This is a genomic window from Hydrogenophaga sp., from assembly GCF_965657535.1.
In the GTDB taxonomy this organism is placed as follows: Bacteria; Pseudomonadota; Gammaproteobacteria; order Burkholderiales; family Burkholderiaceae_C; genus Hydrogenophaga.
The window spans coordinates 1-13,388 of record NZ_CBFHOP010000006.1 but is presented as its reverse complement, the minus strand read 5'-3'; the positions used below and the strand labels follow the sequence as shown (position 1 = coordinate 13,388).

General features: G+C 53.1%; 6 protein-coding genes and 1 pseudogene. 6 read left to right on the top strand and 1 reads right to left on the bottom strand.

What is annotated here, in order from left to right; all coding sequences use genetic code 11:
* A partial coding sequence (locus ACTG4K_RS11725; protein ID WP_439114394.1) for a hypothetical protein occupies positions 1-376 on the bottom strand: 376 nt, incomplete at its 3' end.
* On the opposite strand from ACTG4K_RS11725, the gene ACTG4K_RS11720 reads away from it, so the two are divergent.
* The 6 genes and pseudogenes from ACTG4K_RS11720 to ACTG4K_RS11695 all read left to right on the top strand — a co-directional run.
* Entirely contained in the window at positions 360-3,449 is a 3,090-nt protein-coding gene (locus ACTG4K_RS11720; RefSeq protein WP_439114393.1) for a hypothetical protein, read from the top strand. The genes ACTG4K_RS11725 and ACTG4K_RS11720 overlap by 17 nt on opposite strands.
* Before the next feature lie 165 nt (positions 3,450-3,614).
* A complete protein-coding gene (locus ACTG4K_RS11715; protein WP_439114392.1) occupies positions 3,615-4,235 on the top strand; it encodes an AAA family ATPase in 621 nt (206 codons plus the stop codon).
* A gap of 63 nt (positions 4,236-4,298) precedes the next feature.
* Complete coding sequence (locus tag ACTG4K_RS11710; RefSeq protein WP_439114391.1) at positions 4,299-6,464, top strand: hypothetical protein; 2,166 nt, start codon at positions 4,299-4,301, stop codon at positions 6,462-6,464.
* A 56-nt stretch (positions 6,465-6,520) separates the two neighbouring features.
* Positions 6,521-11,095 carry a glycosyltransferase gene (locus tag ACTG4K_RS11705; protein WP_439114390.1) on the top strand — a complete coding sequence of 1,525 codons (4,575 nt, stop codon included), beginning with the start codon at positions 6,521-6,523 and terminating at the stop codon, positions 11,093-11,095.
* A gap of 262 nt (positions 11,096-11,357) precedes the next feature.
* Positions 11,358-12,800 (top strand): mannose-1-phosphate guanylyltransferase/mannose-6-phosphate isomerase, encoded by a 1,443-nt coding sequence (locus ACTG4K_RS11700; RefSeq protein WP_439114389.1) that lies wholly within the window; start codon positions 11,358-11,360, stop codon positions 12,798-12,800.
* 26 nt (positions 12,801-12,826) lie between these two features.
* Positions 12,827-13,388, top strand: a pseudogene (locus tag ACTG4K_RS11695) (hypothetical protein); the annotation flags it as partial.

Sequence of the window (13,388 nt, the reverse complement as noted above, 5' to 3'; positions counted from 1 at the left end):
GGCGCCTTTGCCTTTCCCCGGCCAAGCCCGCCAGCCAAAGCACACACATCGGCCCGTCATGGCGAGCGCAGCGCGGCAATCCACCCTGGCGCGCCCACACCTCACCCAAGCCACCCAGCCGCAGCAACAGAAAACCGTGGATTGCCACGCCGCCGCGCGCCTCGCCATGACGCCGCATTTGCCTTCCCCCGGCCAAGCCCGCCAGCCAAAGCACACACATCGGCCCGTCATTGCGAGCGCAGCGCGGCAATCCATCCTGGCGAGCCAACAACGCAAGCCAACGCCCACCCCACACCCGTTTTTGCGCACGTTGCGCACCGAACAGGCCACCCATCGGCTGCCCTTTTCCCTTTGAAGTCATGAACAAGATCGTCATCGTTGGTCATCCGCTGTCGGGCTACCAGGAAGTTGAAACACTGCTCAACGCCTGCGGCATGGCCACGGCGCAGCCCTCTCGGCGCGAAGGCTACATGCCTGGCCAGATCAGCACCACGCTGTGCCAGGTGCACAGCGCCGCGCCGCTGAACCAGCTCGAAACCGACGACCAGATTCAGCAAATTGAAGCCGGCCCGGTGTGGCACGGCATGGCGCTTGACCTGATGCTGGGCAACCTGGAACAGCCCTTCTGGGGCTGGGCCGACCCGCAGTCCATCTACCTGCTCAACTACTGGCGCGACCTGGACCCGTCCATCACCTTCATCCTGGTTTACGACCGGCCCCACAGCGTGCTCACCCAGGCCAGCACCCAAGACGCCGCCAGCCTCAGCCCAGAAACCCTGAGCCAGCGCACCCGCAACTGGGCCGCCTACAACGCCGCCCTGCTGCACTTCTTTCACCGCAACCCGCAGCGCTGCCTGCTGGTGCACAGCCAGCAGGTGCGCGAGTCGGCCAGCAGCTACCTGCAGCAAGTGCGTGCCCGCATCAACGCGCCCTGGTCTGAGCGCATGGAACAGCTTTCAGCCCCCGAAGCGCCCGCAACACCTGCCAGCGACGCCACCGAAGAAGCCACCGCAGCCCAAGCCGACGACGAACACAGCAACAAAAACAACGACATCTGGTACGAAACACCCACCCACCCAACCGCCACCCAGGCCGTGGCCACGGTCAACAGCGCACCCACCGCCGCCCCAAGCGCCCGCCCTGCACCGGCGCAAAACGCCCTGGCCCTGTTTGTGGCCGACGCCCTTTTGCGCCAGCACCCCAGCAGCCTGCAGCTGTACGAAGAACTGCAAGCCGTGGCCAACCTGCCCCTGGCTGGCGGTGCCGACGTCATCGTCACCCCGCACACCGCGCTAGACGCCTGGCTGGCCATGACCGCCCACCAGCAGCGCCTGCAAGAGCAAACCCACCTGGCCGACGCCCAGATGGGCGAGATCAACGAACTGAACCAACGCCTGAGCCACACCGAAGCCCTGGCCCAGCAAAAGCAGCAACTCGTTGAACGCCTCAGCCAGGCGCAAGCCCAGGCCGAACAACTCGCCCAAGAGCGCCAGCGCGTCATAGACGAACAAACCCACCTGCACCACAGCCAAACCCAAGCCAGCCAGCAACGCCTGGCCGAGCTGCAAAACCAACAACAGACGCTGCAACAGGCCCAACAAACCGCCCAGCAAGAAAACCAACTGCTGCTGACCCAGCTGCACCAGGTGCAAGAAGAACTGGAACGCCAGCACCAGCAAAGCCAGCAACAAGCCCAGCAAGCCGCCCAAGAACAAGCCCGCCTGGCCGCTGCGCAAGCCCAGGCCAGCCAGCGCGCCGCCGAGCTCAGCCAGCAAGCCGAGCTGCTGCAAAAACAACTGGCCGAAAAAGAGCAGCAAGCCCAAAACCACGCCGCCCAGGCCCGCATGAGCCAGGCTGAAAAACAAGCCAGCGAACAAGAAAACGAGCTGCTGCTGACCCAGCTGCACCAAGTGCAAGAAGAGCTGGAACGCCACTACCTGGCCAACCAGGCGCAAACGCAGCAACTGCAAGCCCTGCAGCACACCGACAAACTGGCCGCCGAACGCCAGCAACACATAGAGCAACTGCGCCAGCAGCTCGCCGCCCAAACCCAACAAGCCACCGAAAAAACCACCCAGCTCAGCCAACAAGCCGAGCTGCTGAAAAAGCAACTGGCCGAAAAAGAGCAGCTCGCCAAAACCCAGCAGCAACAAGCCACCGAAAAAGCCACCCAGCTCAGCCAACAAGCCGAGCTGCTGAAAAAGCAACTGGCCGAAAAAGAGCAGCAAGCCCAAAACCACGCCGCCCAGGCCCGCATGAGCCAGGCTGAAAAACAAGCCAGCGAACAAGAAAACGAGCTGCTGCTGACCCAGCTGCACCAGGTGCAAGAAGAGCTGGAACGCCACTACCTGGCCAACCAGGCGCAAACGCAGCAACTGCAAGCCCTGCAGCACACCGACAAACTGGCCGCCGAACGCCAGCAACACATAGAGCAACTGCGCCAGCAGCTCGCCGCCCAAACCCAGCAAGCCACCGAAAAAGCCACCCAGCTCAGCCAGCAAGCCGCGCTGCTGCAAAAACATCTGGCCGAAAAAGAGCAGCTCGCCAAAACCCTGCAGCAGCAAGCCACCGAAAAAACCACCCAGCTCAGCCAGCAAGCCGAGCTGCTGAAAAAGCAACTCACCGAAAAAGAACAGCTCGCCAAAGCCCAGCAGCAGCAAGCCGAACAGCTCAAACAACAACTGGCTGAAAAAGAACGCCAGGCGCAAGCCCAAGCCGCCCAACTGCAAAGCCAACTGCTGGCCCTGCAAACCCAAGCCGCCGCCGCGCCCGCTGCAGACCCCGCGCTCGAGCAAGAGAACGAACTGCTGCTGGCCCAGCTGCACCAGGTGCAAGAAGAGCTGGAACGCTATTACCTCGAAGGCCAGGCCCAAGCCCAAAAACTGCAAACCCTGCTGCAAACCGAGCAGCAAGACAACGAGCGCCAGCAACTCATCAACCAGCTGCAGTCTGAACTGCAAGCGCTCAAGGCCGCCCCTGCGCCGTCCCCGGTCAACCAACACCTGCTGACCCATCTCTTTCAAGCGCAGGAAGAGCAAGAGCGCCGCTTCCATGCGGCCCAGCAAGGCTTGCCACCCGGCACCGACCCCACCGCCATCACCCCCGAAACCCTCAACCCCGCCGACCGCGTGCGCCAGCAACTGTCTTACCGCCTGGGCAGCACCCTCATTCAGCGTTCAAGCTCGGTCACCGGCTGGCTGAGCATGCCCGTGGCACTGGTTAAAACCACCCGCCAATACCGCCGCGACCAAGCCGCACAAGCCAGCCTGCCGCCGCCAGCGCCCAGCAATGAGCACGACAAACAAATGGCCGACGAAGTGAAACAACACCTGTCGTACCGCCTGGGCACCACCCTGCTGGCCCACACCCGCTCGCCCGTTGGCTGGGTCAAGATGCCCTTTGCCCTGCGCCGCGAAGTCAAAGACTTCAACAAACGCAAACGCGGCTAAGCCCAACGCGAAGCATTGCAACCGCAAAAAACGCATGCACCAGCCCACCCACCAACGAACGAACATGCCACGTGGCACTTCTACTTTTTGGAAAAAATCATTGCACTGCATAGACTTAAACAGCTACGCAGGCTAATGAAATAAAAATTACTTTAACTTTTTGCCATGATTTCAAACCAGCCATGGGGGTTCTACGGGCGCCAACAGGAACTGGCACAGTTGCGCTCAATCCTGCAGCGCCAGCGCTGGTTTTTTGTGCAAATTGCGGGCCGCCGGCGCATTGGCAAAACCTCGCTGATACAGCAAGCCATGTCCCAGGCTGGCCGCGCCAAGACGCTCTACATCCAAATCCCCGACTCTGACCCCGCAGGGGTGCTTACCGCCTGCAACGACTACTTGCAAACATTTGGCCTGACCGAACGCGTGGCGCACCTGCAGCAGTTCGCGCAGCTCATTGGCCAGTTGGTGCGCCAGGGCTACGTGGTCGCGATTGACGAATTTCAGTACTTTCACCGCCGCCAGCTGTTCGACTTTTGCTCCTACCTCCAGGCAGAGGTCGACAAGCTGGCCTCTCAGGCTGCGCCAGTTACCGGTGGGCTCATCGTGCTCGGTTCCCTGCACGCCGAAATGTCAGCGCTGCTGGAAGACCGCTCGGCCCCCCTGTTTAACCGCACCACCGATGTGCTGTCTTTAGACCACCTGGACTTTGCAGCCCTGCTAGAACTGCTGGACGTGCACGCAGTCATACCCCAACCCCTCAAGCAATTGCTGCAACCCTTGTACTGACCACACCGGCCAGCCGCAATGAACACCCCCACCACGTCCACCCCCACCCCCCACACCCCCACCATGGCCAGCCACGCACCGCTTCAAAAGCCCCCCGAGCAAGCCATAACCCCGTGGTTGCAACACCTCAGCCAGCTCATGCCCCCCACCGGCGTGCTGCTGGTGGGCGCGGGTGCCGGCACCGGGCCCTGGGTGCAACTGCTGCAAACCCTGGCCGTGCCCAGCGCCACCCTGGTAGAAGCCGACGACACCCAGTTTGAACACCTGCAACGCAGCGTGCCCCCGCGAGACGGCTGGCGCCTGCGCAAACAAGTGGTGGGCCCCCACACCGAAACCGTGGCCTACCACCAAGCCAGCAACGCCACGGAAAGCGGCCTGCTAGAGCCCGAAAGCCTGCGCAGCCTGTGGCCCAACCTCAAAACCACCCACAAACAAAACCGCCAAGCCATAGCCCTGGCCGAACTGCAACAAGACACCTCCCCCCCCGCCAACTGGCTCCTGGTCGACTGCCTGCCCGCGCTCCCCATCATCCAGGGCGCCGCCCAGCAGCTCGCCGCCTTCGACGTGATTGCCCTGCGCGTGCTGCTGAGCAACACCCAAGACACAGGCCGCAGCAACGACGGCAACAACACCCACGCCGACACCGAACTCACCCAGACAGCCAGCGCCAACGCCCTGCACCCCGCCCTGCAAGCCCTGGGCTTTCGCTGCCTGGCCATAGAAACCAGCCGCCACCCCGCCATAGGCCACGCCCTCTTTGTGCGCGACACCGCCGCCCTGGCCCAGCAACTACAGCAGCAACTGGCCCACCAAGCCCAAACCCTGGCCCAAACCCAAGCCCAGGCCCAAGCCACCGCCCAGCAGCTAGAAGCCCAACACAACAAACTCAGCGAACAACTGCAGCAAGCCCAAGCCGCCGCCGAAAAAGCCAAAGCCGCCGCCGCTGCAGCCGCCACGGCCACCAGCGCAGCCACCGCTGCCACCGCTGCAGCCGCCAAACAAGCCGAAGAGCGCGCCGCCCAGGTGCAGCAGCTCACCCAAGCCAAAGCCGCCGCTGACAAAATGGCCACCGAACGCCAGCAGCAGCTAGACCAACTGCAAACCCAGCTAAAGCAAGCCACCGAGCAAGCCCAGGCCGCCACCCAAGACGCCGAAAATGCCAAAGCCGCCGCCGCTGCAGCCGCCACGGCCACCAGCGCAGCCACCGCCGCTGACAAGCTGGCCACCGAATGCCAAGAGCAACTGAACCAACTGCAATTCCTTCTGAAACAAGCTACGGAACAAGCAATGCTCAAACTAGAAGCAATAGAAGCAGCAAATCAACGCAGCCCGCAGCAAATCCAAAAAATAGAAAACGTCTTAGAAGGCCAATTTGAAATAACACGCCAAAAACTTCAAGACAACAACCAACTAATCACCACCTTCAAGCAAGAAATAACCTCAAACATGAAGAATCAAATTGAGGCGACCATTAACATCAGAAAGGATTTTGAACAAAAATTAAAGGCGGAACTACTGAACTCAAGCAAACAAATTGAGGCATTCCTGAGAATCCAAAGTTATTTTGGAAACAGAATAAATGTAGGAGAAATGCATGGGTTTCCAATCAGCCCTGATTTTGGAGCCTACATAATCCAACTAATCGAATCAAATGACTATGATATTGTTATCGAATTTGGATCAGGAACATCCACCTCAATAATTGCAATGGCGCTAGAAAAAGTGAATTGCAACAGACAAAAATCGAAACAACGTGCAATTCAATTTGCATTTGAACATCTCGAAATTTATCACAGTCAAACAAAGAGGCAACTTGAAAGTGCCGGCCTAGCGGGAGCTGTTAACTTAATATACTCACCGCTCCTGCCATATACTGGCCCCAACGGCAAGCAATACGATTACTACTCCTGCCAAGAACATATTGAAGACCTATTTCACACAAACCAAAAGAATTCAGTGAATGTCTTAGTTGTAATCGATGGACCACCAGGATCGACCGGCAAACACGCACGATATCCAGCAGTTCCAGTAACATTCAAATACCTTGAAAAAGGAACAGTAGATTTCGTACTAGATGACTATGATCGGAGCGACGAGAGGGAAATAACGCAAGCTTGGTTGGACTACTTAAGCTTGTTGAAGTTAGATTTCACTTTTACCGAAAAAGCATTTGAAAAAGGGGCTTGCCTCATTCGAGTGAGAAAAATGCTAAACCACCAAACAAGTTAATCCGCCGATCAAAAATCATTAAATCAACAAATTAAAACGCGAACGCCCCACCGACTATGAAACACTACACCATCAAAGAAGCGAATACTTTATTTAGAGAAAATAAGCTGCAAGAAGCTCTGGAAGCATACTTAACCATTCGCGAACAGCAACCATTTTTCAAGAAAATAGTCGAAACCTCCATTGCACGATGTTTAAAATTGCTATCCAACGATGACAACTCCATCCTAGAAGTACCATCAACTAAATCAAGTACACGAGATCAAACCATCCAAGTTCGTTTTTTTCCTGACTACACCTCAACCAACCCTTACCAAAAGCTTCTTTACTCAGGTGTAAGCACAAATACGAATATTTCACCGGGATCAATTTCAGACGCCATCAACGATCTCAACTCCGGGGCATATACAACAACAATTTTTCACTTACATTGGATTACTCATGTACTCGCTAGAGCAACAACAGAGGAATCCGCACAAACGCAATGCAATGAATTTTTAGAAAAACTGGAGTATTTTGTTAGCCGTGGCGGAGAGCTAGTCTGGACAATTCACAATCTCATCGAGCATGACAGCAAATACCCAAACATAGAACTAGATCTGCGACAAAGAATTTGCAATCTTTGCAAACTCATTCATATCCATAGCAAAACAGCAATCAAAGAAATTGAACAACATTTCAAATTACCTCAATCCAAAATCGTGGTGATCCCCCATGGAAATTACATAGACTACTATGCTAATTTTTACACCCGCGAGACCGCACGGAGGGTATTGAAGATAGAGGACAGTGAGATTGTCTTTCTCAGCCTTGGACAGATAAGACCCTACAAAGGATTGGAAACACTACTCACTGCATTTTCCGCAGCCCACGCACAGAATCCCAATACGCGGCTTATTATCGCCGGCAAGGTCGTACACCCGTACAAAGCCGAAAACATCACGGCTATTGCAGCCGCACACTCAGGCGTTTCAATTTTTCCAAATGAAATACCTGATGAAGACTTACAGATTTATTTCAACGCAGCCGATGCGACCGTATTATCTTACAAATCAATTCTAACCTCAGGATCTGTATATTTAGCGATGTCGTTTGGAAACCCCGTAATTGGTCCCGACGTTGCGGCAATTGCAGATCTGGTTACAACCGGTGAAAACGGCATATTATACGATAGCAAAAATTCGACAGAAGCATTGACAACTGCAATCGTCAATTTTTGCAACTCAACCGAAGCAACGCGATCAGCCATGCAAGCCAATGCATGGGAAACAATCCAAAAATACGACTGGCACAAGGCAGCCAACTTGCTCTTCTGCGATCAACGCAACACACAACGCAGCAATCAAAATCGAATTAATTATAAAAAAACATTCAATATCGATTCACAAACAGCAAAATGTGAAATAGACGCACCAAAAAGCACAGAGTCAAGCTGTCCGCTTGTAGCCATTCTGATTTTAAATTACGAATCAACCAACGATGCAGCCGAGTTAATCAGATCGATAAAAGAATTAAATAGGTCTGACTTAGCTTTAGTATTAGTAGACAATCACTCGCCATCAGAATCCATTGAAAGTTTACGGCATCGATTTTCCGACTGTATCATAATTCGAACGGAAGAAAATCTAGGATACGCAGCCGGAAATAATGTTGGAATCAGATTCATCGAAGAACAATCTATTCCATTCATCTGGATACTAAATCCAGACACAGTACTAAAAGCTGATACGCTGAATGAACTTTTGAGAGGATCAGAAGTATGTCCTGAGACAGACATTTGGGGTTCATTGATTACCTATTATGATAGGCCTGATGCACTCTGGTTTGGGGGTGGATACATCACGCTGGGCACACGCTGCACGATAGGCCACATGTATCAAGGAAAAACAATTGATTCCGTTCCAAATAAGCCTTACGACGTCGATTACGTAACTGGCGCAAGTATTTTTTGTAAAACCAATGTTTTTTCTCGTGCAGGCTTAATACCAGAGCAATATTTCCTCTACTTTGAGGAAACAGATTGGTGTGTCCGTGCAAGCCGAGCAAAACTGAAAATTCAAATTAATCCAAAAAGCGTTCTTCTACACAAAAAGAGATCGCAAATTGGAAACATGCCAACAAAATATTACATGTACTATTTTGTTCGAGGCGCAGTATTATTCCGTAAAAGATTTTCGTACGTTGATGTGGTGCAATCACGCAAAGAAGTAGATGACAGCTTCGTACAGCCTTGGCTTGCGAGAATACAAAAGGCAAGTCCCAAAGACTATGATTTTTTTAAAAAGCTAGCAAATAAGGCACTTGACGACGGCTGCCATGGGGTAGTCGGTCCGCAAAACTTGCTGACAATAGCAGGAAACACGGATATCCCGGCAGATAGATTTAACTCTATAATCAAAGGCGCATTTTCAGTGGAATCTGATAATCGCATTGTAGGTTGGGTAACAAACTCGGCACACCCGGACGAGCGATTGAAAGTTTCAATTTTTGTTGACAACGTAAATATTGGGTTTGCACAGTTTTCCACAAATGATGTGTGTCGACCCTACTGCCCATCAGAAGAGGCCGGCGGTACCGGATTCGTATTCACCTTACCAAGTGAGCTTATTGATGGAGGCCATCACTCCATCCAAGCGTTTGCCGAAGGAGTTGCGCTGAAGTCGCAACTTTCAGCATATAAGCTAAACTTTCAAGAACCCATCTTCAAAGGAAGAATTGATGGATTACAAGACAGATTCCTGAAAGGGTGGTGCCTTGATCAGGCGAATCCACAGAGAACCTTACACATTGCTGTTTATTGTGAAAATTTGCTTATAGCAACTGGATTTGCGAATATTTCACGACCAGATCTCGTCAGCGCAGGTTTTAAATCTGAAAGATCGGGCTTCAACATTCCCCTCCCATTGAAGTACTGCGATGGCTCGGAGCACCACCTCACCCTCAAGGTGGTAGGCTGCCAAGATCAAATTTTTTCAAAGAAGGTTCAAATGGACCTCAGGAAGTTCCCACTTGTTCCATTGAATGCCAGTCTCCATAGTTTGTATCAATGGCTATTCACACGAAGAGAAATTTCATTTGTACATACGGACAATCAATCACAACGTGGATTAATTGAAATTGAAGCAACCAAAGAGATTTTAAGAGATACCTACATTAAAAATCCGCAAGATGAGTTGGTTTCGATCATCATGCCTATTTTTAACCGGCAAGACATTGTCGAAGATGCAATCAATTCCATTTGCAGGCAATCTTACACAAACTGGGAACTGGTAATTTGCGATGACGGCAGCTCAGATGACTCGTTAGCGGTAATTCGGCGCATAATTTTAGAAAAAGAAATTTCTAAAAAAGTACAAATTCATATTTTGGAAAAAAATAAAGGTGTATCAGCTGCCCGGAATGTAGCACTAAGACACGCAAAAGGCACTTTCATTTCGTATCTTGACTCAGACAACTCTTGGGATAGTGATTTTTTACTGATCATGACCAATAGTCTTCTAAATAGTGGGGAGTTAGCTTGCGCATATTGCGGAGATAGAATCACTCAGAAATATTCAGTTATCTCTCCAAATGGCACAACCACAGAGACAGTCGCAGTCCGCCTAGGACACCTGAATACAAACTTGATCGAAAATAAAAACTATATCGATTTAAATGTATTCATGCACACACGTGAGCTCTATCAAAAAAATGGTGGCTTCCGAGAGGATATGAGACGATTAGTGGACTGGGAATTGATCGTTCGATACATACAAAACGCAAATACACAATTTGTACCAGCGATACTGGCAACATATAATCTCGATGCGTCTGATAATCAAATTACTCGCACCGAAGATTACAATTTAAACGCCACCAAACTCAAGCAGTCAATCGAAAAAGTTAAGCTGACTAAACGCGTTAATCTTGAACGACAAGCCGCATTGGCTCCATCGTTAAAAAATCTCACAATCATTCTTATTAGCAACAAAGACACAAGTCACCATGAGACAGAATTAATCTACCGATCATGGATGAATACCACCCAAGGCACGGAAACGACTATAATTCACATCAATCTAATAGCCAGCACAAGTGACGCACAGCCCAACTCCATTTATAATCCAATTGGCAAGAAAAACTACACAAGTTCGGAAGCAACTAAATACATAATGGACTTAATAAAACAAAACCCACAATCCGAAGACAGCGCGCTTGTGATTGCTTCCATGCAAGCAATCCCATCGGCAAACTGGTTGGCTACCTGTAGATATATCGCTCATTCTTCGAAAACTGCTGACTCCATTACGTCAGCCCATTTCATCAAGGGCGGAATTGCGCACAGGGCAAAAGACATATTATTTATCAATTCTCGGGCTGATTTTGACTATGACTTGACGCCTCACGAACTTAATAAGTCAGGAGGGTTGCTTGAATTAAGTCAAATAAACTCAGAAGCAGTTGGCACTGACCGCTCTTCCAGCTTCTTCAATTATCTTACTGCACACGGAATCAAAACCATTCAATCCACGAAACAAACGCCAGATTCCCACCTGCACCATGATGCAGACACTTTAATATCAGCAATTTTGGATATCCCTGAGTTAAAAGTTGTTTACACCCCTTCGCTAAGCATGCATGAAATAGCATAGTCACTTCAACATTTTATTCCCAATGACATTAATCATGCCAATGCAAAGCCAGTAACCATATGACCTCAAAATTCTCCATGCAACAATGCCTGACTAAAAGACAACATACTTGACAATCACCGTATTCATGGTTCACCTATTAGCCACCCACCCTACTGCTTATTCGGGCGATGTAACAAATCCAAACATCTCAACTAAACACTCCAGATTAACTAAATACTTCTCCAACTCTGCGAAACAACTGAATTAAAATTTACAGCATATGCAAGTTTTGCCCATCATCATGGCCGGTGGCAACGGTTCGCGGCTGTGGCCGCTCTCGCGGGTGCAATACCCCAAACAGTTTTTGCCACTGGCACCTGGCGGCCAAACCATGTTGCAGGCCACGGTGCAGCGCCTGGCTGGGCTGGGTGCAGCCGCGCCGGTGTTGATATGCAACGAAGAACACCGCTTTTTGGCGGCTGAGCAGTTGCGCGCCATGGGCCATGACGACTGCAAGATTTTGCTGGAGCCCGCAGGCCGCAACACGGCACCAGCCATTGCACTGGCGGCGCTGCAAGCCACGCGCGGCGCTGCAGCGGGGCAAGACGCTGTGCTGTTGGTACTGGCGGCTGACCATTTGATTGAGGATGTTCCGGCGTTTCACCGCTGCGTTCAGGCGGCGCTGCCGCTGGCGCAGGCGGGCAAGCTGGTGGCTTGTGGGGTGGTGCCGCAATACGCTGAAACGGGCTATGGCTACATTGAGCAGGGCGAGCCCTGCGGCGGTGGCTATGTGGTGAGCCGCTTTGTAGAAAAGCCAGACGCCGCCACGGCACAAACCTACCTGGCCAGCGGGCGCCACCTTTGGAACAGCGGCATGTTCGTTTTTAAAGCCAGCCGCTACCTGCAAGAGTTGGAAAAATTTGCCCCCGACATGCTGCGCGCCTGCCGCGCCGCCATGGACGCAGCCACCGAAGACCTGACCTTCGTGCGGGTAAACAAAGCCGCCTTTGAGGCCTGCCCGGCCGACTCGATTGACTACGCGGTGATGGAGAAAACCGCCGACGCGGTGGTGGTGCCGCTGGACGCGGGCTGGAGCGACGTGGGTTCCTGGTCTGCGCTGTGGGACGTGAGCACCAAAGACACTGCGGGCAATGTGCTGCATGGCGATGTGATGGCGCAAGACAGCACCGGCTTGTATGTGAACGCGAGCAACCGCCTGGTGGCCACGGTGGGTGTGCAAGACCTGGTGGTGGTGGAAACCAAAGACGCGGTGCTGGTGGCCCACAAAAGCCGGGTGCAAGACGTGAAAAAGGTGGTGGACCAGCTCAAGGCGCAGGGCCGCACCGAACACCACAACCACCGGGAGGTGTACCGCCCATGGGGTGTTTACGACAGCATTGACAACGGCAAGCGCTACCAGGTGAAGCGCATCACCGTAAAACCGGGGGCCAAGCTTTCGGTGCAAATGCACCACCACCGGGCCGAACACTGGATTGTGGTGAGCGGCACGGCGCAGATCACCAACGGTGACAAAACCTATTTGCTGAGCGAAAACCAGTCCACCTACATTCCTGTGGGCCAGATCCATGCCCTGGAAAACCCCGGCAAGATTCCGCTGGAACTGATTGAAGTTCAGTCGGGCTCTTATTTGGGGGAGGACGACATTGTGCGGTTTGAAGACCGGTATGGGCGCGTGAACGAAGCCGCCAAAGAGGCCACTTGACGCCAACCCACCACACCACAACGAAGATGACAAAAATTGCAATTGCCGGCACCGGCTACGTGGGCCTTTCCAATGCCGTGTTGCTGGCCCAGCACCACGAGGTGGTGGCGCTGGACATTGACGCGGCCAAGGTGACGCTGCTGAACGGCAAGCGCTCGCCCATTGAAGACGCCGACATAGAGCACTACCTGGCGCACAAGCCGCTGAACCTGCGCGCCACGCTGGACAAGGTGGACGCCTATGCCGGGGCGGACTTTGTGGTGATTGCCACGCCCACCGACTACGACGCGCAGACGAACTTTTTCAACACGCGCTCGGTGGAGTCGGTGATGGCGGATGTGATGGCCATTAACCCCCAGGCGGTGATGGTGGTGAAAAGCACGGTGCCGGTGGGGTTTACCGAGCGCATGAAGCGGGAACTGGGCTGCACGCGGCTGCTGTTTTCACCCGAGTTTTTGCGCGAGGGCAAGGCGCTGCATGACAACCTGTACCCGAGCCGCATTGTGGTTGGGGGCGGTGTGGCTGGGCGTGGGAGCGGGGCCGGGGCCGGGGCCGGGGATGGATTGCCGCGCTTCGCTCGCCATGACG